General features: G+C 58.9%; 27 protein-coding genes. 12 read left to right on the top strand and 15 right to left on the bottom strand.

Translation table 11 applies throughout. From position 1 onward, the window contains the following. The first annotated feature begins 21 nt into the window (after window positions 1-21). Window positions 22-663, top strand: a complete 642-nt coding sequence (locus HY29_RS04530; protein WP_034793063.1) for an inner membrane-spanning protein YciB — start codon at window positions 22-24, stop codon at window positions 661-663. On the opposite strand, the gene HY29_RS04525 is transcribed toward HY29_RS04530, so the two are convergent. Then, window positions 660-1,211, bottom strand: coding sequence for an NUDIX hydrolase (locus tag HY29_RS04525; RefSeq protein ID WP_051601130.1), 552 nt, complete (start codon window positions 1,209-1,211; stop codon window positions 660-662). The genes HY29_RS04530 and HY29_RS04525 overlap by 4 nt on opposite strands. A gap of 128 nt (window positions 1,212-1,339) precedes the next feature. Here HY29_RS04525 and HY29_RS19570 point away from each other — a divergent pair, with 128 nt between their 5' ends. After that, window positions 1,340-2,032, top strand: coding sequence for a MarR family winged helix-turn-helix transcriptional regulator (locus HY29_RS19570; protein WP_051601129.1), 693 nt, complete (start codon window positions 1,340-1,342; stop codon window positions 2,030-2,032). Between the two features lie 16 nt (window positions 2,033-2,048). Here HY29_RS19570 and HY29_RS04510 read toward each other — a convergent pair whose 3' ends face one another. The 5 genes from HY29_RS04510 to ccmA are packed head-to-tail and all read right to left on the bottom strand — an operon-like array spanning window position 2,049 to window position 4,732. Then, a complete protein-coding gene (locus tag HY29_RS04510; protein WP_034793061.1) occupies window positions 2,049-2,573 on the bottom strand; it encodes a redoxin family protein in 525 nt (174 codons plus the stop codon). Then, a complete protein-coding gene (ccmD, locus tag HY29_RS18795) occupies window positions 2,570-2,734 on the bottom strand; it encodes a heme exporter protein CcmD (RefSeq protein ID WP_081811222.1) in 165 nt (54 codons plus the stop codon). Before ccmD ends, HY29_RS04510 begins: the two co-directional genes overlap by 4 nt. 4 nt (window positions 2,735-2,738) lie before the next feature. Next, window positions 2,739-3,470, bottom strand: coding sequence for a heme ABC transporter permease CcmC (gene ccmC, locus HY29_RS04505; protein WP_034793059.1), 732 nt, complete (start codon window positions 3,468-3,470; stop codon window positions 2,739-2,741). Between the two features lie 21 nt (window positions 3,471-3,491). Beyond that, window positions 3,492-4,157 (bottom strand): heme exporter protein CcmB, encoded by a 666-nt coding sequence (gene ccmB, locus HY29_RS04500; protein WP_034793056.1) that lies wholly within the window; start codon window positions 4,155-4,157, stop codon window positions 3,492-3,494. Further along, window positions 4,154-4,732 carry a heme ABC exporter ATP-binding protein CcmA gene (gene ccmA, locus HY29_RS04495; RefSeq protein WP_034793054.1) on the bottom strand — a complete coding sequence of 193 codons (579 nt, stop codon included), beginning with the start codon at window positions 4,730-4,732 and terminating at the stop codon, window positions 4,154-4,156. The genes ccmB and ccmA overlap by 4 nt, the downstream gene beginning before the upstream one ends. Window positions 4,733-4,849: 117 nt before the next feature. Between ccmA and acnA the strand changes: the two genes are divergently transcribed. Then, entirely contained in the window at window positions 4,850-7,621 is a 2,772-nt protein-coding gene (gene acnA / locus HY29_RS04490) for an aconitate hydratase AcnA (RefSeq protein WP_034793052.1), read from the top strand. Between the two features lie 109 nt (window positions 7,622-7,730). Beyond that, complete coding sequence (locus HY29_RS18270; RefSeq protein ID WP_051601128.1) at window positions 7,731-8,390, top strand: DUF1223 domain-containing protein; 660 nt, start codon at window positions 7,731-7,733, stop codon at window positions 8,388-8,390. Here the strand turns inward: HY29_RS18270 and HY29_RS04480 are convergent, their stop codons facing one another. From HY29_RS04480 to purE, 7 genes are all read right to left on the bottom strand, one after another. Further along, on the bottom strand, window positions 8,391-9,443 hold the full coding sequence (locus HY29_RS04480; protein WP_034793049.1) for a DUF4340 domain-containing protein: 1,053 nt from the start codon (window positions 9,441-9,443) through the stop codon (window positions 8,391-8,393). After that, window positions 9,440-11,332: a Gldg family protein gene (locus HY29_RS04475; protein ID WP_034793047.1), complete on the bottom strand. Its 1,893-nt coding sequence runs from the start codon at window positions 11,330-11,332 to the stop codon at window positions 9,440-9,442. The genes HY29_RS04480 and HY29_RS04475 overlap by 4 nt, the downstream gene beginning before the upstream one ends. A 3-nt stretch (window positions 11,333-11,335) precedes the next feature. Beyond that, entirely contained in the window at window positions 11,336-12,091 is a 756-nt protein-coding gene (locus tag HY29_RS04470; protein WP_199285819.1) for an ABC transporter permease subunit, read from the bottom strand. Then, a complete protein-coding gene (locus HY29_RS04465; protein ID WP_034793045.1) occupies window positions 12,088-12,819 on the bottom strand; it encodes an ABC transporter ATP-binding protein in 732 nt (243 codons plus the stop codon). Before HY29_RS04465 ends, HY29_RS04470 begins: the two co-directional genes overlap by 4 nt. An 86-nt stretch (window positions 12,820-12,905) precedes the next feature. After that, window positions 12,906-13,661 (bottom strand): creatininase family protein, encoded by a 756-nt coding sequence (locus HY29_RS04460; protein ID WP_034793043.1) that lies wholly within the window; start codon window positions 13,659-13,661, stop codon window positions 12,906-12,908. Between the two features lie 4 nt (window positions 13,662-13,665). Beyond that, window positions 13,666-14,745: a 5-(carboxyamino)imidazole ribonucleotide synthase gene (locus tag HY29_RS04455; protein WP_034793042.1), complete on the bottom strand. Its 1,080-nt coding sequence runs from the start codon at window positions 14,743-14,745 to the stop codon at window positions 13,666-13,668. Then, window positions 14,742-15,233, bottom strand: a complete 492-nt coding sequence (gene purE / locus HY29_RS04450) for a 5-(carboxyamino)imidazole ribonucleotide mutase (RefSeq protein WP_034793041.1) — start codon at window positions 15,231-15,233, stop codon at window positions 14,742-14,744. Before purE ends, HY29_RS04455 begins: the two co-directional genes overlap by 4 nt. A 126-nt stretch (window positions 15,234-15,359) precedes the next feature. Here purE and HY29_RS04445 point away from each other — a divergent pair, with 126 nt between their 5' ends. The 4 genes from HY29_RS04445 (at window position 15,360) to HY29_RS04430 (ending at window position 17,479) form a co-directional block, all read left to right on the top strand. Next, window positions 15,360-16,043 (top strand): GGDEF domain-containing protein, encoded by a 684-nt coding sequence (locus HY29_RS04445; RefSeq protein WP_051601127.1) that lies wholly within the window; start codon window positions 15,360-15,362, stop codon window positions 16,041-16,043. A gap of 118 nt (window positions 16,044-16,161) precedes the next feature. Beyond that, window positions 16,162-16,329, top strand: coding sequence for a YdcH family protein (locus HY29_RS04440; protein ID WP_034793038.1), 168 nt, complete (start codon window positions 16,162-16,164; stop codon window positions 16,327-16,329). A gap of 65 nt (window positions 16,330-16,394) precedes the next feature. Continuing rightward, entirely contained in the window at window positions 16,395-16,715 is a 321-nt protein-coding gene (locus tag HY29_RS04435) for a hypothetical protein (protein ID WP_155838201.1), read from the top strand. 5 nt (window positions 16,716-16,720) lie between these two features. Further along, complete coding sequence (locus tag HY29_RS04430) at window positions 16,721-17,479, top strand: SDR family NAD(P)-dependent oxidoreductase (protein ID WP_034793033.1); 759 nt, start codon at window positions 16,721-16,723, stop codon at window positions 17,477-17,479. A 3-nt stretch (window positions 17,480-17,482) separates the two neighbouring features. Here HY29_RS04430 and HY29_RS04425 read toward each other — a convergent pair whose 3' ends face one another. Then, window positions 17,483-19,192 (bottom strand): alkaline phosphatase D family protein, encoded by a 1,710-nt coding sequence (locus HY29_RS04425; RefSeq protein ID WP_034793261.1) that lies wholly within the window; start codon window positions 19,190-19,192, stop codon window positions 17,483-17,485. A gap of 87 nt (window positions 19,193-19,279) precedes the next feature. Between HY29_RS04425 and HY29_RS04420 the strand changes: the two genes are divergently transcribed. Then, the gene (locus HY29_RS04420) at window positions 19,280-20,299 is read left to right on the top strand and encodes an RluA family pseudouridine synthase (RefSeq protein ID WP_034793030.1); all 1,020 of its coding nucleotides are present in this window, start codon (window positions 19,280-19,282) and stop codon (window positions 20,297-20,299) included. 8 nt (window positions 20,300-20,307) lie between these two features. Here the strand turns inward: HY29_RS04420 and HY29_RS04415 are convergent, their stop codons facing one another. Next, window positions 20,308-21,180: a DUF3108 domain-containing protein gene (locus HY29_RS04415; RefSeq protein ID WP_034793028.1), complete on the bottom strand. Its 873-nt coding sequence runs from the start codon at window positions 21,178-21,180 to the stop codon at window positions 20,308-20,310. A gap of 247 nt (window positions 21,181-21,427) precedes the next feature. Here HY29_RS04415 and rpmB point away from each other — a divergent pair, with 247 nt between their 5' ends. The 3 genes from rpmB (at window position 21,428) to cobS (ending at window position 24,617) form a co-directional block, all read left to right on the top strand. After that, on the top strand, window positions 21,428-21,712 hold the full coding sequence (gene rpmB / locus HY29_RS04410; protein ID WP_034793026.1) for a 50S ribosomal protein L28: 285 nt from the start codon (window positions 21,428-21,430) through the stop codon (window positions 21,710-21,712). 128 nt (window positions 21,713-21,840) lie between these two features. Beyond that, a complete protein-coding gene (locus HY29_RS04405; protein ID WP_034793025.1) occupies window positions 21,841-23,508 on the top strand; it encodes an amidohydrolase in 1,668 nt (555 codons plus the stop codon). A gap of 125 nt (window positions 23,509-23,633) precedes the next feature. Further along, the gene (gene cobS, locus HY29_RS04400; RefSeq protein ID WP_112062708.1) at window positions 23,634-24,617 is read left to right on the top strand and encodes a cobaltochelatase subunit CobS; all 984 of its coding nucleotides are present in this window, start codon (window positions 23,634-23,636) and stop codon (window positions 24,615-24,617) included. The last annotated feature ends 16 nt before the right edge of the window (window positions 24,618-24,633 follow it).

Genomic DNA, 24,633 nt, shown 5'->3' with positions numbered 1-24,633 from the left:
GCATTGCTGCGTATAAAGTAGATGACAGACACACAGACCAAAGAATCGTCCGCAGACCTCGGGGATGCAGCAGGCAAGGCAGGTGGCATCTGGACCGAGCTTGGGCCGACCCTGGCCTTCATCGTGATCTACAATGTGATGCTAAGGTTTCCAGATGGCGATGGTCTGTTTACCAAGTCGACTGCGCTTTACTGGGCGACGGGTATCCTGATTGTCGCAACGCTTTGCCTAATCGTATTGAAACTGGTCCGGGGTGAGAAGATTCCGCCCTTCCTGATCATTTCATCGCTCCTCATCGGATCATTCGGCACTGCCGGTATTCTGCTTCAGTCGAAACTGTTCCTCTTCATCAAACCGACCATTATCAATCTGCTCTATGCGGGCGTCATTTTTGGCGGGCTGGCGGTTGGCCGGAATGTTTGGAAGATGTTGTTCAACTCCTTGTTTGACCTTCCGGACTTCGCCTGGAAGACCCTTGCTATTCGCTGGGGGCTTTATTTCGTAGCTATGGCTATCTGGAATGAAATCCTTTGGCGTAACTTTTCAGAGGCGACATGGGCCAATTGGAAGCTGGGCAATCTGGTCCTTGGTTTTCTGTTTGCGCTGGCAAATACGCCGTACACGCTGAAGCACCTTCGTAATACGGAAGAGGCGGAAGACTAACGCGTAATGGTTTCCGTGCCAGGCGGATTTGTGAAAGGCGGAAATGCACTGAGGTGCCGCGTTTGAGCGTAATGGGTCAGGGCCCATACGACAGTTGGGAAGGCCAGAGTCGCCCAGGGAATATCTTTCCACGCGAACAGGCCAACTTCTTCACTTTCCGGGCCAGCTGAAATTTCCGAAAAAAGCTCGGCCCGAAACATCACCTGAACCTGCGAGATGCGCGGTACGGAATATATCGCCAGTACCTGGTCCAGCCGAATATCGGCATTGGCTTCTTCCCTGGCTTCGCGCATAGCAGCTTCCTCTACAGATTCCCCTTCCTCCATGAAACCAGCTGGCAAGGTCCAGAATCCCTTACGCGGAGCAATCGCACGTTTACAAAGTACGATCTTGTCCCGTTTTGTGACAACGGAACCTGCGACAATTTTGGGGTTTATGTAGTCTACGAACTGGCAATGTGAGCAAACACGGCGTATTCGGTCGTCTCCATCAGGTATTTCATGCTTGAAATCTTGCGAAATGAAACCATTTGCTAATTGATCCGTCATCGAACCTTAATCCTCTCGCGTATATGGAGAACCATGTTGATCCGCACACGGGTCTGCTCATTAACAGACTGGAAACCGGATTTTCTAGGCGCCCAACGCATTTTTGAATACTGAAAGGTACTATTATCATGTCTTATAACCTCAATACTTCCCCGAGCCACCTGCTTCACCGCGCGCAGCAGATTGCTGCAAACGAGTCTGCCTCTGCTCTGGCATCTGCTGGCATCACGCTTCGCCAGTTCTCCGTTCTCGCTGCTCTGTCCGGTAATGACGGCGTCAGCCAGTCTGACCTTGTCAACGCAACCGGTATCGACCGTTCCACACTGGCTGACATGGTCGCCCGTATGGAGAAAGCTGGCCTGATCAAGCGCGTCGCTTCCAAAACCGACAAGCGCGCAAAAGTCGTGTCGCTGATGGCCAAAGGCAAAAAAGCCTACGAGAAAGCTCTGCCGGCTGTCGAAAAAGCTGACGCTGCCATCTTCGAAGCCCTGCCGAAAACGAAGCAGTCCGCTCTCGTTTCCGGTCTGAAAGACATGGTTTCCGAAGCTGAGAAAGCTGAGGCCGCTGCTGCTCCGGCCCCTGCCGCTGCTGCTGCACCTGCTCCGGTCGCGAAAAAAGCTCCGGCTAAGAAAGCCCCGGCCAAAAAGGCTGCTGCCAAGAAAGCGCCTGCAGCTAAGAAAGCCCCTGCAGCCAAAAAGGCTCCGGCCAAGAAAGCTCCGGCAAAGTCCAAGGCTAAAGCTGCAACGGCTTCCAAGCCGACCGTGAAAAAAGCCCCGGCTAAAAAGGCTCCGGCCAAGAAAGCTACCAAGGCAAAGAAATAATCCGAACCTGACGGATTTAATTGGGCGGGGCGCTTTCCAGCGCCTCGCCTATTTTTTTGGCGGAGCTTTCATTCAACGGCCCATCAATATGCAGAATGATGTCGCCTGCTGGAGAGATAACAAATGTTTCCGGCACGCCAGTGAGGCCGAATTCAAGCCCACCCTGACCATCCGGGTCCAGCGCGACCTGCGTATAGGGATTGCCCAGCCGGTCCAGAAACTCCTGCCCGGCGGATATCTTGTCCTTGTAGAGCACACCGAAAACCTGGCCGGGATGCGCTTCTGACAGCGCCATGATGTATTTGTGCTCTGCTTCGCACGGGCCGCACCAGCTGGCGAAGAGGTTCACCGCAACTGCGCCGCCAGTCGGGCTGGGTGCGAACTGGATTTTCTGGCCGTCCATCGTCTCGAAAGTCGTACCGGGCGCATCGCGTAGCACACGTTCAAAATCCCCCTTTTCGGGATTCATCAGCTGGTTCGCAGCCAGAACGCTGAAAATGAGAAGGACTGCTACGGGGATTGCAGCCAGCCAGCGTTTCATTTTTGTCTGGCCTCCTCAGCGCGTGCTTGCGTGCGGGCAAGTTCGGCTTTGGCAAGACGGGCTTTCATCATCACGGTGAGGATTGCGCCGCCAATCATGATGGCGCCGAGCGCATAGCTTGCCCAGATAAAGGCGGCGTTCTTGTCGAATTCGGGGAGCATTGCGTCAGTCTCCTGCCATCAGCCGCGCGCGGATTTGCGCGGCGCGTCTCTGCCAGATCTCTGCGCGCATCAATGTCATGACCAGGCCGGCAAACAATAAGGAATGTCCCAGACCACTGGCCAGAAGGGGCCAGAGATAGACAGCGGCCATTTTGGGCCCGTCGACCGTGATCACGCTGGCGTCCTGATGGAGGGAGGTGAAGAGGTCCACGGAGAATTTGATGAGGGGTACATTGATTGCGCCAACCATGGCGAGGATAGCCCCGGCGCGGGCGGCCTTCTGGCGGGTGTCCATGGCGGCGCGCAGCGCCATGTATCCCAGGAAAAGAAAGAACATGAAGAGCACGGACATCATCCGCGCATCATCCCATTGCCACCAGGTGCCCCAGGTCGGCTTGCCCCAGATCGAGCCGGTGGCAAGGCACAGAGCTGTCCAGGTCGCGCCAAGGGGGGCGATGGCCTTGGCGGCGATGTCGGCGACTTCGTGGCGCCAGATGAACCAGATGAAGCTCATCATCGCCATGCCCATATAGCTGGCCATGGCCAGCCAGGCGGCGGGAACATGCAGGAACATGACACGCATGATGTCACCGCCCTGATATTCGTCTTTCGGAACAATCCAGAGGCCCTGCCAAAGCCCCCAGGCAATCAGCAGCGCGCCCAGCGCATAGCAGACAGGCGCCAGCCAGCTGGACAGGGTGAGGAACCGGTGGGGGTTTGCAAACCAGGAAAACATCGCGTTCGGAATACCCTCGCTTCAGTCTGCCGCCAAGCGCAAGGCTGCACCCATGGCAAATGGGGCCACGGCAAGCGCGAACAAGGTTGAGGCGGCCAGGAAGAGCGGCGCGCCTGTACTGCCGGGGCCTCCGCTCATTGCCAGTGCGCCGAAAATGGCGGTCGGCACATAAAGCGGCAGCGCGATCAGACTGATGAGTAATCCGCCGCGGCGTACAGTGGCTGACAGGGCAGCGCCAACGCCGCCCCAGAAGAAGAAGGCCAGTCCGCCCAAGGCGTATAGCCCCATATGGGCCAGAAGGCTGGTATCTGCCTTGGCCTGGAACATCAGCGCAAAAATGGGGGAGAGAATCGCAAGCGGCAGGCCGGCGGTCAGCCAGTGGGCAAAGGCCTTGGCTGCGGCGATCATGGACGCGGGAGCGCCTGTCTGGAGCCAAAGGTCCAGTGCGCCATCCTCGACATCTGCTTGGAAAATACGCTCCAGCGTCACAAGGCTGGCAAGCGCCAGGGCAACCCAGAGAATGCCTGGTCCAACGGCGCGCAGCGTAGTCGGGTCGGTTCCGATGCCGAGTGGCACCAGGACAGCCGCGCCCGCAAAAAAGCCGAGGGGCATCAGTGCACCTGCGCCGCCAGCCCAGGCTTCCGTCAGGGCCTGCCGGAAGGCTGAAAGGATCGGAGAGGCGCTCAAATCGTCACCTCGCGAGACGAGTCAAAGCCCGCATCACCATGTATCGCTGCAATGATGGCTCCGCCACGCAACCTGTGTTCGGAAATCATACTCAGCAATAATTCCCGTCCATCCGCATCCAGTGCGGTGAGCGGTTCATCCAGCAGCCAGACAGGTCGCTCCTGCAAGAGAAGGCGTGCCAGAGCGGTTCTGCGCCTTTGCCCGGCTGACAGGTGGCGTGCTGAGACGTCGGAAGGGCGGATGAGCACCATTTTCTTCAAGACTGCGTCTATCTGGTCTGTCGGCGCGCCCCAGGCCCGTGCCCATAGGCCAAGATGGGTGCGTGGGGTTTCGTGGGGCTTGAGCCCTTCCCGATGGGCAATCCAGTGATGAGATGCCGCGCGGTCTACGCTGCCTGTTTCGGGGCGGGTGAGTCCTGCCAGAATGCGCAGAAGGGTGGTCTTGCCCGCTCCATTTGCACCGCGCAGCACAATGGCCTCCCCGGCATGAGCGGCAAGGGACACATTCCGGAAAAGAATGCGTTCGCCCCGAATCATGCCGAGATCTGTCGCAGAAAGGAGCGCACCGGTAATCATATGTTTGGTTTAGACCCTTTGTCCCAATTGCCTCAATCCATTAGGGGCTATATGAGACAGACCAGCGCGGCGGCCCTTCGCCGCAGATGACAATTCCAGACGCGAGGTTCCCTCCCCATGCCGTCCCTCGACAGCTTTAAATCAAAACGTACGCTCCAGGTAGGAAGCAAGACTTACACCTATTACTCGCTTGCTGCGGCAGCGGAAAATGGACTGGGTGATGTTTCCCGTCTCCCGGCGTCCCTGAAGGTTCTTCTCGAAAACATGTTGCGCTTTGAAGATGGCCGTACGGTCACCAAAGACGACATCGTGGCATTCAAGAACTGGCTGGAAAGCAAAGGCAAGGACGATCACGAGATCGCCTACCGCCCGGCCCGCGTTCTGATGCAGGACTTTACCGGCGTTCCAGCCGTGGTTGACCTTGCTGCCATGCGCGATGCTTCCAAGAAGCTTGGCGCTTCTGCCCAGGCCATCAACCCGCAGGTTCCAGTTGATCTCGTCATCGACCACTCTGTGATGGTTGACTATTTTGCTGGTCCGGGCGCGTTCGAACAGAACGTTGAAAAGGAATATGAGCGCAATGGCGAGCGCTATGAATTCCTCCGCTGGGGCTCCAAGGCCTTTGAAAACTTCCGTGTTGTGCCGCCGGGCACGGGCATCTGCCACCAGGTGAATCTGGAATATCTGGGCCAGACGGTCTGGACCCGTGATGAAGACGGCGAAACCGTTGCCTATCCGGATACCTGTGTCGGTACCGACTCTCACACAACCATGATCAATGGCCTGGCCGTGCTCGGTTGGGGTGTTGGCGGCATCGAAGCTGAAGCGGCCATGCTGGGCCAGCCGGTCTCCATGCTGATCCCGGAAGTCATCGGCTTCAAGCTGACCGGCAAGATGGCTGAAGGCGCGACGGCAACAGACCTCGTGCTGACCGTGGTGGAAATGCTGCGCAAGAAGGGCGTCGTCGGCAAGTTCGTTGAATTCTATGGCGAAGGCCTCGCAAACCTGACGCTGGAAGACGAAGCCACGATCTCCAACATGGCGCCGGAATATGGTGCGACCTGTGGCTTCTTCCCGGTTGATGAAGAAACCATTTCCTATCTGTCCGACACAGGCCGCGATCCTGAGCGCGTCCAGCTGGTCGAAGCCTATGCCAAGGCCCAGGGCTATTGGCGTCCTGACATGGCCGAGCCGGTCTTCACGGATACGCTGCAGCTTGACCTTGGCGACGTTAAGCCGTCGCTCGCAGGTCCGAAGCGCCCGCAAGACCGCGTTCTGCTGTCTGAAGCCGATACCGCATTCCGTGATGCGCTGAACGAAATCCGCGGTGGCCGCAAGAACCCGGAAACAACGCCGAAGACGGAAGGCGAAAGCCGCTTCGTCGACGAAGGCGCCAACAATGTCTACACCGCTCCGGAAGACTATGGCGTGTCGCCGTATGCCGTGGACGGCGAAGACTTCCACCTGCATGACGGCTCTGTCGTCATCGCAGCGATCACGTCCTGCACGAACACGTCCAACCCGTCCGTCCTGATCGCCGCTGGCCTGTTGGCCAAGAAAGCGAACGAACTGGGCCTGACACGCAAGCCATGGGTGAAAACGTCTCTCGCTCCGGGCTCTCAGGTCGTGACGGACTACCTGCTCAAAGCAAATCTGCAGGATGATCTGGACGCTCTGGGCTTCAACCTGGTCGGTTATGGCTGCACCACTTGTATCGGTAACTCCGGCCCGCTGCCGCCGGCGATTTCCAAGTCGATCAACGAGAACGACCTGGTTGCCTGTTCGGTTCTGTCCGGTAACCGGAACTTTGAAGGCCGTATCGGTCAGGATATTCGCGCGAACTATCTGGCTTCCCCGCCGTTGGTCGTTGCTTATGCGATTGCAGGCTCCCTGCACATCAACCTGAGCACCGATCCGCTGGGCACCAGCAAGGACGGCAAGCCGGTCTACCTGAAAGACATCTGGCCATCGAACAAAGAGATTGCCGAAGTCATGCGCTCTGCCGTGACGCCGGACATGTTCTCCAGCCGCTATGGTGAAGTGTTCAAGGGCGACGAGCGCTGGCAGGCTATCGAAGTCAGCGGTGGCGACACCTATGGCTGGCCGGCCGGCTCCACTTATGTTCAGAACCCGCCATATTTCGAAGGCATGGGCCTTGAGCCGGAGCCAACCGAAGACATCAATGGCGCTCACATCATGGGCCTCTTCGGTGATTCCATCACGACCGACCACATTTCCCCGGCCGGTTCGATCAAGGCCTCCAGCCCCGCAGGTCGCTACCTGCAGGAGCACCAGGTGTCCCCGACAGACTTCAACTCCTACGGTTCGCGCCGCGGGAACCATGAAGTCATGATGCGCGGTACGTTCGCGAATATCCGCATTAAGAACCAGATGGTTCCGGGCGTCGAAGGCGGTGTGACAATCCATTATCCGTCCGGCGAGCAGATGGACATCTATGATGCCGCCATGAAGTATCAGGAAGACGGCAAGGACCTCGTCGTCTTCGCAGGTGAGCAGTACGGTACGGGCTCTTCCCGTGACTGGGCTGCAAAAGGTACGATCCTTCTGGGTGTGCGCGCCGTGATCGCGGGCAGCTTTGAGCGTATTCACCGCTCCAATTTGATCGGCATGGGTGTGCTGCCCCTGCAGTTCAAGGAAGGTGATAGCTGGGAGAAGCTGGGCCTGAAGGGCGATGAGACGGTCACGATCGAAGGTATCTCCGACATCAAGCCGCGTCAGATGATGAATGTGAACATCACGAAAGCGGATGGCTCTTCGATGAATGTCGAATGCCGCGTGCGGATCGATACCGAGAACGAGATGGATTACTACCGCAATGGTGGCATCCTGCACTTCGTTCTGCGCAATCTAGCGCGTGCAGAAGCCTGATCCCAAAGGGTTTCATGATTTTGAAAGGCCCCTGCAGCATGTGCTGTGGGGGCTTTTTTACAGCGCTCACATCCCTGTGACTGTTTCAGCAGCAGGTCTGGCCTTATAAATGATCCTCATGAAACGCATTCTGGTCTCTCTCATTCTGGCCTTTATTGGCCTGATGCCCGTCGCGGCGGCTGAGGAGCCCGTGCTTGTCGAGCTGTTCGCCTCACAGAACTGCCGCGTCTGCCCGAAGGCGCACAAAGTGCTGAAGGCGCTTGATGCTGAGCATGATGACGTCCTGATCCTGACCTGGTCTGTCGATTACTGGGACTATCTCGGCGACAAGGACCCCATGGCGATGGTGGAGTCCAAGGAACGCCAGCGTGGTTATGTCGACCGCTTCCATCTGCGCGGGCCGTATACGCCCCAGACTGTCTATGACGGTGTCGAGCAATGTGTTGGCAGCAAGCGCTCCTATGTCAAAAAGGCGCTTGAAAAGGCTTCTGAGCGTCCGGACACGGATGTGAAGTTGACCGTAAAAGGCGACAAGATCCTGCTATCAGGCACGGCGCCGGGGCTGACTGATATCTGGCTCGTGGATTATCTCTCTGGCGCGGCGAATACGACAAATATGGTGCATCCCGTCACCCGTGTTTCCGCTCTCGGCCCATGGCTTGGCAATGATGTTCAACTGAACAAGCCGCATTGTGAATCCGGCTGTGCCATCATCGTTCAGGAAGCGGGGTTTGGCCCCGTGCTGGAGACGCTGGTGGTCAAGCCCTGATCAGGGTTGCGTTGGCTGTTCGCTGTCTAAAGCCATAAGAGGCGGGCGTACGATAGAAGAGACGCGCGGCGTGAATTCTTTCCAGTCATATTCCGACAACTGAAACGCCCAGCCATCGGCCTTGTCATTGATGGTGCTGCCACGCTGGGCGCCTTCGCCAGCCTCAATGGCGCGCAGAGTGATGAAGTACCCGTCGGGTTCGCGATAGGCAGAGACATCCACTTCCAGTCCATCATGTGTTTCGGTGATGTGGCGCGCGACAGGGCGGGTCTCGAGCTTGCTCGCGGGTTTGACGCCAATCGGAGCGAACCGGGTCAGCGCCAAAGCGGGTGTTGAGGCGGCAATCCGGCTCACCAGTTTGAAATCCTGATAGGGCGGTCCCGGTACAAAGCTGCGATCACTGGTGCCGACAGAGCGCTGCAGGTACAGGCTCTCGCCCATGGAATCATAGATTCGCACGGCGGAAATGGCGTCGGAATTGATTTCCAGGATGTCAAAATCGAGCCAGGCATCATGATTGTAGAGTGGGGGAAGATCGCCTTTCACCTGAAAAGCCTGTTCCTCGCCTGGCAGACGGCCATAGACATGGTCGCCCTTTCGGCCGGTAATCAGGGACGCTTCGGTCTTGCCATCTTCGTCAATAATCTCAACCAAGGCGCCAGTTCCACCATCGCGCGGGTCTCCCAGGCCAATCCGGTTCAGCTTGTCGGGATCGCGCGTGCGGCCTTCGCCCCAGGTCAGCTCGCCCAAGCCTGTCGCGAGTGTCGCCAGACGGTCCGGCCGGATCGGGTAGCCATCTTCCGTCCCCATTTTCCAGCCATCCAGCGTGTTGACCAGAACATAGGATTCGTCTGACAGCGTCACGCGGATTTCGCTCGCCTGGGCACGGATAGAGGCGAAGTCCGGGATCACCGGGTTGCCCATGCGGCTGGTTGTGGCCGTGCGCGACCCACCCATGGAATAGGCAATGACGGTCAGCAGCGTCAGAGCCCCGGCGGTGCCTGCCATGATCTGTAGTCGCCGCATGCGTTGGCGTGTGCGGATCTCGCTCATGCCCGGCCCTTCCGCTTCTGACGATACCAGACAAACAGGCCAATCAGACCGACAATCAGGGGCCCGCTCCAGATGTTGATGGCCTTCAGCATGCCTTCAAGCTGGTCAATGTCGCGGCGGTAATCGCGCTCGATCTCGCGCAGGCGCTGACGGAGGTCGACAATGCTCTCGCGCAGTCCCAGAAGTTCTGCACGCTCCTCATCGGTCAGGTCGGCTTCAAGATCCCCGGCAAAAAAACCGTCAGTGGACCCGATGGCCTGCAGTTCTTCCAGTCTGGCCTGAGCGGTCTGGAGGTTTGTTTCCAGTTCGGCTTGCTGGCGGAAATAGATCGCTTCCGCCTTCTCACGCATACCATCAATCCGTGTCATCGGGCGCAGGCTGGGCGCGCGGGACCGCAGTCGCGACAATTCTCCGCCGCCAGCAAGCGCATCCAGCGCGTTGAGCACCAGCGCGCCATTGTCTGCTACGACAATCTCGTTTCCGGGCACGATGTAGAAATCATCCGAGATGAAATCGACATCTGCAATCAGAACCAATTGGGCATCCGTTTCGCTTTCGGCGATGTGTGGAGGCACGCTTTGCGCCTCGGCCATGGCCAGTTCTGCAAGAACCGGATCGGACGGTGTATCAACAGGGGGCGCCCCTTGCGGGAAGGCGGTTGTCAGCTTGCCGGAAAGGCGCCCGGCCAGCACGAGGGCTGTGGGTTGTGTCTGGTATTCGCGAAGAACCGCTTGAGGCGTCATTTCAGTGATGGCCTTGTCGGCATCGATGAAGGATGGGCTTGGGCCGGTTGTGATAAGCGGCGTGAATTCAGCCCCGTCGCCCAGCTGAGACGAGTCAAACGCGCCGGGTGCGCCGAAATTGATGCTGCGGCTGAGGTCCGCTGTAATCAGATCATCCTGATTCATGTCCCCGGCCGGAATACCGATGAAGAGGGGATGGGCCAGCTCCTCGACGCGGCCATTCCCGGCATCCACGGGTACAGGCAGCGCGTTGGCAGCGTCCGCAACAGCCTGCTCGGACAGGGAAACACCCCACAGGTTCGGCAGGGCGCCAAGCGTTGCATGTGTCAGCGGCTCTCCCATTGAGAAAACGCCGCCCCCTGAGACGGTTTTTGCCGCCGGGTCCATGAGGAACACGGCCCGCCCCCGCCGCAGGATGAACTGGTCGATCAGCCAGCTTTGGCGTTCGGTCAGCTCCGGCGGTTGTGCGACGAGCAGGACATCCAGATCTTCCGGCAGGGATTGGAAGGTTTCTGCAATGGGGACAATCTCGAAGGATTTGCCAATATCGCGCAGAAGGGCGTATCCGCCTTCACCGCCGGGCGAGGTCATGCCGGGCAGGGAGGATAGAATCCCCACACGCGGCGGGTCCGGATCATCCAGACGATCCACCATGCGCGTGAGATCATATTCCAGGGTGACTTCACGATCAGGTGCCAGGAAAGGAATGACGCGCTGATCATCAATGGAGTTGCGCCCAATGATGCCGAAATAGAGCGGATCATTGCCATTCGTGTCGACGGCCGTGGCCCCCGCAGCAAGGGCCTCGTCTTCTGCTGGCGAGAAGGGCAGGGGATCAATTTCGGTGACACGCACCTTGCCGCCTGACTGGCTCTCATAGACATGCAGCAATTCGCGCACACGGTCTGCATAGGCGCGGATGGAGGGATAGTCCTGCCCGGTGCTGCGCGTGTAAACGAAGGTCAGCTCGACCGGCTCGGCTACGTTGTCGAGTGTGGACTTCGTGGCGTCTGACAGGGTGTAGAGATTGTTTTCGGTGAAATCGAGACGCACGCCCGTGAACACCTTCTGCACCAAAAGGTTGGAGGCGATGAAGATTATCAGCGTCAGGGCCGTGGCGGCTATGAGATAATGCTTTGCCCGCATGTCTTAGCCCAGCCTGTGACGTGAGGCCCAAAGGCCATTCAGAATGGTCCACAGGGCCATGAAGCCAAGGAAGAACAGGACGGCGCGGAATTCCAGCACGCCGCGTTGGGCTGCTTCGAAATGCGACAGGAAGGAGAATTGCGCGACAAGGTCCGCAAAGCCCGCTCCGAAAATGCTTTTCACGCCCGACAGGACGAGGGGCCATCCCGCTGCGGTGAAGATGAACGCTATGACGACACTGATGACAAAGGCGGTGACCTGGCTTCGTGTCAGGGCCGATACGGCCGCGCCGATCGACAGGTATGAACCGGCCATCAGGAAGCTGACAAAATAGGTCAGGATAATTGCGGCATTGTCCGGCTCGCCCAGGAAGTTCACGGTGATCCACATCGGGAACGTCAGCAGCAGGCCGACGCCAGCGACAGACCACGCCGCCAGAAGCTTGCCCAGCACCAAGCCCGGCATACCAAGGGGCAGGGAGAGCAACAGCTCATCCGTCCCCGCACTTGTCTCATCCGCCCAGAGGCGCATGGCGAGTGCGGGAAGGAAGATCATGTATAGCCAGGGATGCCATACAAAAAAGGGCGTCAGGTCCGCAGTGCCGGTATCGAAAAAGCCAGAGGCCTCCCAGGTGAACATGCCGAGGGCGAGAAGGAACACGGCCAGGAAAACATAGGCCATGGGCGTTGAATAATACGCCCCGATTTCCCGGCGGAAGACTGGCATGAAACTGCCGAGTTGTTGGCGCAGATAGTTCATGCGGATTCGGCCTCCGCTTGATCCGTCAGCTTTGTAAAGGCGCCTTCCAGTGTGCCATCCGATGACAGCTGGCGCAGGCCTTCCGGCGTCTCATCCGCAACGATCCGGCCACGGTCAATGACAATGGCGCGCGTGCACATGGCTGGCACTTCAGTCAGCGTGTGGGTGGAGATGACAATCGCCTTTGTCGGCGCCATACGGGCGATGAGCGCGCGCACCGCGCGCTTCTGGTTTGGGTCCAGCCCATCAGTAGGTTCATCCAGCAGCAGGACAGGCGGGTCATGAAGAATGGCGCCTGCCAGGCCGACACGCCGGCGATAGCCTTTTGAGAGAGAACCAATCCTTTGTCCGCAGACGGTGGAAATACGGGAATCTGCAATAGCCCGCTCAATGGCAGGTTTGCGCTCTGACTTTGGCAGACTGCGGGCTGCGGCCATGAAAGCCAGGAATTCCGGCGGCGTCATGTCATCATAGAGCGGCGCGCCTTCGGGAAGATAGCCGAGTGCGGCCTGGGCTTCCCGGCGCTGTGAGACGACAGACTTGCCTGCAATCAGCGCGTCACCGGAATCCGGCTCCAGAACGCCTGAGATCATGCGCATGGTCGTGGACTTGCCCGCTCCATTTGGCCCAAGGAAGCCCAGCACTGTGCCCTTCTCGACAGTGAAGGACAGACCTTGCACGGCACGCTTGGTGCCAAAGGATTTTACCAGCTTCTGAATGTCCAGCATTCTTCGCGTCACGATCCTTGTCCGGGGGAAACTTCTGATACCGTTGTTCACCCGGTCTGGCCAGTGGCCCTAATGCAATCGTAATGTCAGGCGGAAAAGCGGCGGACCTCTTCCAGAACAGCCTTGGCTGCCGCTCCCACAATCTTCTCGCCATCTTCCACGCTCGACTGGGTCGGGTCAGAGCCGATGCGACCATCCGGGAAGTCGCGGCGATATTGAACCGCGTCGCTTATCTTGCCGTTCGGCGCAATCTTCGGCGACATTTCCACATCCGTGCGGGTATGGTCGGGATAGCCATAATAGGTCACGGAGACTTCTGACGCCGTGGCGTGGCTGCCATGACCGACAGGATAGAGCTGGTTGCACAGCGTCATGACGGATTTGAAATCCCACCAGTCGCGGCGTTTCAGCTTGAGGCCGGGGCGATTGTCTGCGCCGCGCAGATCAAAGCTGCGGCGGGCGTGGATCTCGGAGAAGGCGGCTTCAATCGTGGCAATGTTGCCGCCATGACCATTCAGCCAGTAGATGCGTTCAAAGCCATGCCGCATCAGGCTTTCGGTCCAGTCCGCCATGGCCGCGATCATTGTGGATGGGCGCAGAGTGATGGTTCCCGGAAAGCCGAGATGATGCTGCGCGCAGCCGACAGAGAAGGTCGGGCCGACCAACATATCGTCCGGCGCGAGGCTTTCTGCATGGCGGGCAATAATTTCGGGACACAATGCGTCTGTGCCGATGAAGCCATTCGGCCCGTGCTGCTCCATCGAGCCGATCGGCACGACAATGGTTTTCGATCTCTTTAGCCAGGATTCAATATCGGGCCAGGTCGAAACAGGTAGCAGCATGGTCTCAGTCCTTTCTGGGCGCCAGGCGGCGTGTGACATGCCCCATTTTGCGGCCGGGACGGGCGTCTCGCTTGCCATACAGCGTCAGTGTTTCGTTTGCTTGCAGTCCGGCCGGATCGATCAGGCCAGCGTCGCCGATCAGATTATACATCTCTGCATCAAACAGGCGACGGGTGTCACCCAGTGGCCAGCCGCATATTGCGCGAATGTGCTGTTCGAACTGCCCTGTCTGGCAGGCTTCCGGCGTCCAGTGTCCGGAATTGTGCACGCGTGGCGCAAACTCATTGGCCAGCAGCGTACCATCTTCCAGCACAAAGAACTCCAGCGCCAGCACGCCGACATGATCCAGCGCATCGATGAGGCGCACGGCGCGCTCGCGGGCATCAGCCTCGATCTTCAGGTCCAGACCGGAGGGCGCAATGGAGCGCGAAAGAATGCCGTTCTCATGGATGTTGCGGGGCGGGGCCCAGCTTGTTGTTTCGCCGCGGCTGGAGCGTGCAACAATAACGGATATCTCCCGCTCGAACGGAATGCGCGCTTCCAGAACTGCGGGGACCTCCCCAATGGAGGCCCATGCTCTCTCTGCGTCCTTGCCATCCTGCAAGCGCGCCTGGCCTTTACCATCATAGCCGTCGCGACGTGTCTTCAGAATGCCCTCGGTCCCGAGTTTTTCCAGCGCCTTTATAATGTCTTCGGCCGAGTTGATCAGCTCATAGGGAGCCGTTGGAATGTTGATGCCGTTCAGAAAGGCTTTCTCTTCGGCCCTATCCTGAGACACAGCGAGTGACTTGGCGCCAGGATGCAGCGGCACACCGGTCTGCGTGATGAGTTCCACGGCTTCGACCGGGATGTTCTCGAATTCCAGAGTGACCACGTCGCAGGATGCCGCAAACTCTCGCAGGGCGTCACGGTCTGTATAGTCGGCTGTCCACGTCTTCCGCGCACTGCGAGAGGCCGGGGCGTCTGTTTCCGGGCAATAGATGTGAACGTCAAAGCCCAGCTGATTCGCGGCGGCGGCCAGCATGCGGCCGAGCTGGCCGCCCCCCAATATCCCGATCGTGCTGCCGGGGACAATCATCGTCATGTAACCGGAGTCTCGCCTACGCTGTCGGTTTGCTTCTGGCGGAAGGCATCCAGCTTGTCGGCGACCGTCTCATCGTCCAGCGCCACAATAGAGGCTGCCATCAGCCCTGCATTCATGGCGCCAGCCTCGCCGATGGCCAGTGTGCCAACAGGAACGCCGCGCGGCATCTGAACAATGGACAGCAGGCTGTCCATGCCAGACAGCGCCTTGGACTGAACCGGAACGCCCAGAACAGGCAGAGGCGTCATGGAGGCGGTCATACCCGGCAGGTGGGCTGCGCCGCCCGCGCCAGCAATGATGACCTTCAGGCCGCGGCCCTTGGCTGATTTGGCATATTCCACCAAGCGGTCTGGTGTACGGTGGGCCGAAACTATGCGCGTTTCGTGGGCAACGCCCAGATCCGCGAGAATTTGGGATGCAGCCTGCATGACGGGCCAGTCAGACTGGCTGCCCATGATAATGCCGACCTTGGGGGAATCCGTGTCCATGATGGAAGCCTCGCCGCTGGAAAGCGCGCAACATAGGTAAGCCGGGTGCTGCGTCAACTGCCGTAATGATGGGGCAAGGCGCAGGAATGACTTCAACTCACTGCAAGAAAAGCTTAACCTTACGCCATGGCAGATGATCTCTACTCTCCTCAGGCACATGAGCGGCGCGCCCTGCTGGATGTGCTGGGCGTGGATCTGGCTGCCTTGGATTTGCGGACCCGCGCGGCCCTTGAGGCTCTGTGCGATGAAGTTCTGGTCCTGCGGGAGGACGTGGACCAGTTGCGCGACGCCCTGGATGAGGCTGTGTCCCTGGCAGACAATGACGCGCTTTGCCCGGTCTTCAACCGGCGAGCATTCGAGCGGGAAATACGGCGTGAGATCGCTCTGGCCGCGCGGTTCCGGACGCCGCTGTCACTGATCTATATTGACCTCGACAATTTCAAACAGGTCAATGATGCTTTCGGCCACGCCGCCGGGGATGAGGTTCTGATCCGGGTTTCAGAAATATTGCTGCGCCTGACGCGAGAGACAGACATTGTCGGGCGGCTCGGCGGGGATGAATTTGGTATCGTTCTGGCGCAGGCCCCGGCAGAAGACAGCCGCCGCAAGGCTGAACAGCTCAGCCATGAGGTGGACCAGCTGGTGGTGCGGCGTGAAACAGGCGAGTCCTCGCCCGGAATACACATCGGAGCCTCTTGCGGGATCGTTGAATGGCAGCCCGGGCTCGTGGCGGAAAGCCTTATATCTGCTGCCGATCAGGCCATGTTTGCACAGAAGGCGCGCAGGAAATCCGTCCGGCGGGCAACTTAAGAAGATTTCATGGGAGAAAGCGCGATTCCGACTTGTCTCCCCCGTGACGCGCTAGGGCTCTTGTGTTTAACTGTTGCTGTTAAGTCACAACTCTTAACGGCAAAGAAGGAGACCGTACATGTCGCTTCAAGGAAGAATCAGTGAGCTCGCACACAAGCATCGCAAGCTGGACGAAAAGATTTCTGAAGAACAAAAACGACCTGCGGCGGATGCCCTCCGAGTGAAAGACCTCAAACGAAAAAAACTGAAGATCAAGGAAGAGCTGCACTGGCTTGAGGCCAGCTAGGACACCGCAACGGAGCCTTCATCTTTTTGTTCTAGCCTTATCTGTAATGGGCAAAGGGATGTTGCATGCGTGAGCTATTTGATCAGGACAGAGCCATGACCCTCGGCGCCGTGAAGCAGGCGACCGCCATACTTGCGGTTATCTTCTTCATTGCTGCGGTATTCGCGGTCCTGTCCGGTCTCGGCTGGATCTTCAAGGGCCATATCTTCACGGGCTTGAGTCGCATTGTCGCCAGCTTCGCTGTGCTGGGCTTCATGTATGTGGTTGTTCGTTTTTTGGGAGAAATCCTGGCGGCGAGCCACAGGCTGAATGACCGGCTCTCCATTCTCGGTGATGATCTGCGTACCCAGCGTAGCAAAGTACCCGCCTCCGATACGGAAGCCTGATATTCATGGCTGATCCAGTAACTGTCATACTCGGCCTTGGCCGTGAGGTGGGCGATGCGGTCGCCCGCCGATTCAATGAACATGGCCACAAGGTTGTGGCCGCAGACCCGTCCGAAGAGCGCATCGGCATTGCCCGCAATGCCATGCCGGAGGACGTGCTGTTGCACCATGGCGAGCTTCACACACGTCTCGGCCTGCGTAACGCCCTGACGGCCGCGGTCGAAGCGTTTGGCCGGGTGGATAATCTGATTGTCATCCCCCAGATTGAAGAGCCGGATACGCTGGCAGACTTCGTGCCTGAGCGGTTTGACAAATCCCTCGCCAAGGCCAGCCGCGGGGCCGCACTGGCCTTGAAGGTGTTTGCAGACCAGATTGACGAACAGGAAGACCTGCCAATGGCAGGCGTGGAGCGCATCCGCCAGAAGGGGACTGTCACTTTTATCCTGTCCTATTCGGCGCTTGCCAGCATGCCGGGCCGTTTCACCGAAACCGTCACGCAATCGGCTGTGCTGGGGATCATTAAAGCAGGTGCTGTTGAGCTTGCCGAGAAATCCGTCCGCGTGAATGGGATTGTCGCGATCCGGCCCCGCGAAGGAAAGCTTGAGAACTGGACCGTGCGGCGCACCCCGCTGGGACGCGCCGCCCTGGCCGATGAGATTGCCGACTCCGCCCAGTTCCTGTCGTCACCAAACGCAGCCTTCATTACCGGCGAGATTTTGAAGCTGGATGGGGGCCGCTCCGCACTCGCCGGTATTCTGGAATAGTGATCAGCTGATTTGAACGAGACCCGGAACAGGGTTGGTGTCCGTATCCGTCTCGAACATGGCGACTGTGTCGAGTGTGTAGGTCTTGCTGAGAATATCAGAGACCTTCTTGTATTCCGCGAGCGCCTTGTCGGAGGTCAGCGTGACCAGCGTGTAGCCATGGCCAAACGGGTCATGCCATTCGACTTCGGTATTCGCATCTGCAAACAATTCGCCGAGGTTCGGAATGTCCTTGATATAGGTGCCTGTGCCGGGGGACGTGATGGATGTACACCCGAACTCGACACCACGGCGCTCACCAGCGGCGTCATATAGTGTGTTTGCCCAGGCTGTATGCGTGTCGCCAGCCAGCGTGACCAGGCTTGCTCCGGCAGAGGCTGCGCCTTCATAGAGCCGCTCGCGGGCCGCTGGGAAGCCGTCCCAGGCATCCGGGTTGAAAGGCAGGCCAAGGGCAGAGAAGGGCACCATTTGTGCCACATAGGGGTTCGTCTGCGCCGCGATTTGCTCCGGTGTCAGAACTTCCTGCATGTTTGGCAGTTTCGTCCGGGCCATGACGACCTGATTGGCCAGCACCTGCCAGCGCTTGCCGGCCTTGACGGATGCTGCCAGTTCCTCTGCTAGCCAAGCTTCCTGTTCCGCGCCAAGCATGGTGCGTTCCGGATTGTTGATCTTCTGCATCGTTTCCTGAACACGCGCCATGATCGTTTCCTGATCGCTTGCGCCTGCCAGAGCGTCTGACCAGCTGATGTCAGGTGAGCGGCCTGTCAGGCGGCTCTCAAGCGCGATGACCGTGGCGACGTCCCCGAAATTGAAGCTACGCCAGACAGCGGACGTAACCTCGCCCGGAACCGGCTCGCGCAGGGGGAGCCATTCGAAATATGCCTGCATGGCAGCCTGTTTGCGGTCGCTCCAGTCACCCTCACCATTTTCCGGATTATGGTTCTGCGCACCTGTGCGGTAGGAATTGTTCGCGCTTTCATGATCATCCCATGTGCAGATCCAGGGGGCCGCAGCATGAGCGGCCTGCAGGGCTGGGTCGGTCTTGTACTGGGCGTGGCGGGTGCGGTAATCAGACAGGGTCACCATTTCCGTGATCGGATCATGTGTGCGGCCGAGTGCCATGGCCTCGGGGCTGGCATAGCCATCAATGCCATACTCATAGAGATAGTCGCCGAGGTGCAGAACGGCATCCAGGTCGGCTTCCTGGGAAATCGCGTCATACGCATTGAAATATCCGAACTGCCAGTTGGAGCAGGAGATAACGGCCATACGCACAGGCGTGTCGCCTGACAGGGCGGTTGTTTTCATGCGTCCCTCAGGAGACGTCACTTCGCCATTCGAGGTGAGGACCGTGAATTCATAGGTGTAGACTTTGCCTGGCTGCAGGCCTTTGGCGTCGGCCTTCACTGTATAGTCGCGCGCCTCGGATGTGGTGACGACACCGCTACTAACAGCAGCGTTCGGGGCGGCAGGATCGAAAACATCGTATCTTACCTGGATGGGGCCTGAGCCGCTCTTGGGGGTCACGCGGGTCCAGACAATGACGCGATCTGCCAGCGGGTCGCCGGAGGCAACGCCGTGAAGGAATTCAATGTCGCCTGCATAAGCCTCTGTCTTTATCGGTGCGCTCACAGGTGTGGTGGCGCAGGCCGCGAGGCTGAGGCTTCCGGTTGCGGCGGCACCCAGAAGGCCGCGGCGGGTAATCTTGGTCATGTTCATCTCCCGTGTTCCGGAACTCCCTAGTCCGGTCTGTTGACAATAGCATGACGATCACCGCGCAAATCGTCTATAAGCGCCGCAATGGAACATTTGAAAATTACTGCGACCCCGGCTGACGAGGGCAAGAGGCTGGACAGCTTCCTTGCCAGCCAGGCGGACTCGCTATCGCGGTCGCGCCTGAAAGCGCTTATCCTTGAAGGCGCTGTGAGTGTGAACGGCGCGCCCGAAACCGATCCGCGAAAGCCGGCTGTGGGCGGCGCGACCTATACGATCACCCTGCCGGACCCAGTGCCGGCAACCCCTGAAGCGGAAGACATTCCGCTCGATATCCTGTTCGAGGACGCGCACCTGATAGTGCTGAACAAGCCATCCGGCATGGCGGTACACCCTGCGCCGGGCAGCTGGGACGGCACTCTGGTCAACGCGTTGCTGCATCATTGCGAGGGCGAACTGTCCGGCATTGGCGGCGTGGAGCGGCCCGGCATCGTACACAGGATCGACAAGCTGACGACCGGTGTGCTGGTGGTGGCAAAGACGGAACCGGCGCATCTCGGGCTTTCAGAGCTGTTCCAGGCGCATGATATTGAGCGGAAATACCTGGCTGTCACGCGCGGGGCGCCGCGTCCGCTATCGGGGACGGTGGATGAGCCGATTGCCCGCTCGACGGGCGACCGCAAGAAAATGGCGGTCGTGCGCAATCCCGAAAGCGGGGTAGGACGGCATGCGATTACGCATTACCGGGCCATCGAGACCTTTGGTCTGCGAGACAAAGGCACACGCCTGCCCGCCGCTGCGCTGGTGCAGTGCCAGCTGGAAACAGGCCGGACACACCAGATCCGCGTACATATGAGCCATATTGGTGCGCCGCTGATCGGTGATCCGGTCTATGGCCGTCACAAGGGCATCAGTTCATACGGCCATGGCGACGCGCATATTGAAGGCACAAAGGCGGCGCGCGCCTTTCCGCGCCAGGCGCTGCATGCGGCCTTGCTTGGCTTTGTACACCCCATAACGAAAGAGACGCTCCGGTTCGAAGCGCCTCTTCCAGAAGATATGTCGGATTTGATTGCCGCGCTGAGAAAGCTGCCAAAGGAAGACTGAAGGCTGCCTCAGTTGCTGTCGGACTCGACCAGCGGTTCAAATTGCAATTTGGACGCCGTCAGCGTGACATCGCCGATCTTGTCGGTTTCTGCAGCGATCTTGATCGGTACTGAGGCGCCATTTGGCAGCGGAGCAAGCCACATGCGTAGCGGACCGTTGAGCGCGGACAGATTGTCATTGTCCTTCATTTCGTCTTTGTCATAGCCGGCAATGCGTTCCATGGTGACATGGCATTCGATGGCTTCACCTGACCAGACTTTTGTGTTCACCCGTTTGGTGCCAGCATTCTTCAGGTGCAGATAGGTCAGCTGGCGTCCGTCAAAGATGCGGATAGGGCCGCCGCATGGGTCAGCACCAGGCGCACGAGGCTCCAGCGCGAAAGTGATCAGCGCTGTGATCGGGTCATTCGCCTTGATTGCCTGCTCGGCCGTGGCGGGCGGATCTCCCAGATCGCCGAAGGCTGGATTGGCAGTCATCTCGAAGCCGTCAGATGTCATGATCATGTCAACGCGGCGGTTCTTTTTACCGTCCCGGTTCTGAGAGACGTAATTGTAGGTCTTCAGTTCATTCTCGCGGGTATAGCCGGAGGCCTGAAGGTGCATGTCGTAATTGATGAACCAGTCAGCAATGCCGGTGACTTTCACGCGAGATTTTATGTTGTAGGTGTCCGGGCGCATCTCCACGTCGAATGAAGCGCGGCCGGTTGCGGGAATGAACAGCACATAGGCCTTGGCCCGCAATTCATAGATCATGCGTGTTGGCTCGCCCGCCTTGATATCTGCCAGCAGGGCAGGCGCGTCGCTGGCGGGTGCCGTATCGGCCACAGACAGGCCAGCGGCAGTCATGGCCGCAGCAGTTGCCAGTAGAAATGCGCGTTTCATCAGGACGAAATCCTTTCCGGGGCGGTTCGTTGAGTACCCCTTATAGCCTGCTATCACCAACCCAGTCTGAACAGCCTTGCCCTTATCATGCCTCATTCAGCGGGGGTTTGCATTCAAGAAGTATGACAGCGAATGTCTCCCGCAAGCGTAAAACTGCCGAAATGCCTGATGCATGCAGTTGACATGAGGGGGCTCTGCCCTGTAACGACGCGCCTTCGAGATTATTGACACCTATCGGAGCGAGGCCATGTCCCGCGAATGTGAACTTACCGGCACCAAGCCGATGGTTGGCCACAATGTGAGCCACTCCCAGATCAAGACCAAGCGTCTTTTCCGCCCGAACCTCGTTCAGGTCACGCTTCACTCTGAAGCTCTTGAGCAGGACTTCCGTCTGCGCATCGCCGCCAAGGCCCTGCGTACGGTGGATAAGCTGGGCGGCCTTGATGCGTTCCTCGCCAAAGCGAAGGACGACAGCCTTTCCACGAAAGCGCTGAAAATCAAGCGTGACATCGCGAAGAAAGCTGCCGCTTAAGCGGTTTGCCTTCGGGTAACTGAATACAAGCGCGCGAGGCTGGGCTTCGCGCGCTTTTCTATGTCTTGCAGTTGGACGTGCTTGCAACGGCATGGCACAAGACTCCTCCTGAGATCAGGGGGGACATTATGCGCACATTTTTGACCATTGCGGCCTTGGGCTTGCTGGCGGCCTGCCATGATCCTGCCCGTCCGGAGGCGCCTGCACAGGGAAAAGTCACCGTCTTTACGGGCGGCACAATTTACACAGGGCTGGCGGATCAGCCCACTGTTAATGCCGTGATTGTTGGTGAAGATGGCCGCATCATCGCGACGGCGCCCCCCAGCTCCGAAGACTGGAGTGAGGATGAGGTCACGCTTGTGGATCTGGGCGGTGCAGTCATGTTCCCCGGCTTTACGGATGCCCATTCGCACCTTCTCGGCATAGGGCAGCGCGAGCTGACCCTGAATCTTGAAGGCACGGCGTCCGTCGCGGAGCTGGTCGACCGGATAGACGCCGAGGTCGCCGATAAGGCACCTGGTGAGATCATCTTTGGCCGCGGCTGGATAGAAACCGGCTGGCCGGAGGGGCGTATGCCCTTGGCGGACGACCTTGATCCCGTCAGCCCTGACAATCCGGTGATCCTGATGCGCGCCGATGGTCACGCGCTGGTCGCCAATACGGCTGCTCTGAAAGCGGCCGACATTTACGACATTACTGGCGACAGTGATGGTGGGCGGGTCGAACGCGACGAGGAAACCGGCAAGGCCACCGGCATGGTGATCGACGAGGCCATGTATCCGGTCATGCAGCTGGTCGCTGAGCCGAGCGATTCAGATATCCGCGAGGCGTACGAAATTGGCGCGAAGCTCTATGTGTCGCGCGGCTGGACCGGCACTCACAATATGAGCGTAGACCGCAATCACGCGGTTCTTCTCAAGTCCATGGATGATGAAGGTCTGATGCCGCTGCGGCTCTACAATGCCTATAATGAGAATGGCTTCGATATCGCCAAGGCGCACGAATATGAGACCGATACGATCCAGAACCGCGCCGTGAAGATCTACATGGATGGCGCGCTCGGCAGCCGGGGGGCCTTGCTGATCCAGCCCTATTCGGATCGGCCGGATACGCGCGGACTGGAAATCCTGGATGAAAACGCGCTGCACAATCTGATGATGGATGCAGAGGAGGATGAGGTTCAGCTGGCCATTCACGCCATCGGAGACCTCGCCAATCGGCGCATTCTCGATACTTATGAAGATCTTGGTTACGGCCCGGACTTGCGCTGGCGGATCGAGCATGCGCAGATTCTCGCCCCGGAAGACATTGCCCGGCTTGGCCAGTTGGGCCTGATTGCCTCCATGCAGCCCAGCCATGCCATCGGAGACCTGAAATTCGCGCCTGACCGGCTGGGTATGGACCGTTTGGGCGGCGCTTATGCCTGGGAAAGCTTGCTGGAAAGCGGTGCCGTCGTCGCGGGCGGTTCCGACGCGCCGGTTGAGGTTGGGTCGCCACTGATCGAGTTCTACGCCGCCGTTGCACGCAAGGGTCTCAATGGCGAAACAGGGGAGGGCTGGCACCCCGAACAGGCCCTGACGCGCGAGCAGGCCCTTGCCCTGTTCACGTCATCTGCAGCCTATGCAGCGTTTCAGGAGGATGACCTCGGCACGATTGAGCCCGGCAAACTGGCAGATTTCACCGTGTTCGACCGTGATTTGATGACTATTCCCGAGGACGAGATTCTTGAGGCGCAGGCCGTAATGACCGTCGTTGCCGGGGATATTGTCTGGCGAGTGCCATCTTCCTCTGAATAATTGCTGGTAGCAGCTGGCGTCTGTTGCCGAAACAGCTTCTTACGCTACGTCGCACTAGGCGTGAGCCTTTACCGTGCTAAAACCCATTCTGAACGAAACAACCTCCCGAAGCCCGAGATACAATCATGACCGTAATGAGCGATACCGATGTGCTGGATGGCATGGAGCCGACAGTAGAGATCAATGTCCGCGAGGTTTTTGGCCTCGATACGGACATGGTGGTCCGCGGGTTCGAGACACGTACCGAGTATGTGCCTGAGATTGACGAGGCCTATCGCTTCGATCCGCAGACCACGATGGCGATTCTGGCGGGGTTTCAGCACAACCGCCGCGTCATGGTGCAGGGCTATCACGGCACGGGTAAATCCACCCACATTGAGCAGGTGGCCGCGCGCCTCAACTGGCCGATGATCCGGGTCAACCTCGACTCCCATGTCAGCCGGATCGACATGGTCGGCAAGGATGCGATTGTTCTGAAGGACGGCAAGCAGATCACCGAATTCCGCGAAGGCATTCTGCCATGGGCCCTGCAGCGGCCAGTGGCGATCACCTTTGATGAATATGATGCCGGCCGTCCGGATGTGATGTTCGTGATCCAGCGTGTGCTGGAAGCCAGCGGCAAGCTGACCCTGTTGGACCAGAACCGCGTGATCGCGCCGAACCCATATTTCCGCCTTTTTGCCACCACCAACACGGTGGGCCTTGGCGATACGACCGGCCTCTATCATGGCACGCAGCAGCTGAACCAGGGGCAGATGGACCGTTGGAGCATTGTGACAACGCTGAACTATCTGGAGCATGATGCCGAAGTCGCCATCGTGAAGACCAAGGCCACGGGCGTGGATGACGACACCCTGTCCAAGATGGTGACGCTGGCTGATCTGACCCGGAACGCCTTCATGGCGGGCGACCTGTCCACCGTGATGAGCCCGCGGACCGTGATCACCTGGGCGGAAAACTATGCGATCTTTGGCGATCTGGGCCATGCCTTCCGCATGACCTTCCTGAACAAGTGTGACGAGCTTGAGCGCCCGCTGGTCGCAGAAATGTATCAGCGCTGCTTCGCAGAGGAGCTGCCCGAGAGCGCCCTCATGGTGAGGGTCGCCTGATCTGACGCAAAGGCCT

It is taken from the genome of Hyphomonas beringensis, from assembly GCF_000682755.1.
Classification (GTDB): domain Bacteria; phylum Pseudomonadota; class Alphaproteobacteria; order Caulobacterales; family Hyphomonadaceae; genus Hyphomonas; species Hyphomonas beringensis.
The sequence above is the reverse complement of the archived record's forward strand: the minus strand, read 5'-3'. Positions and strand labels throughout refer to the sequence as shown.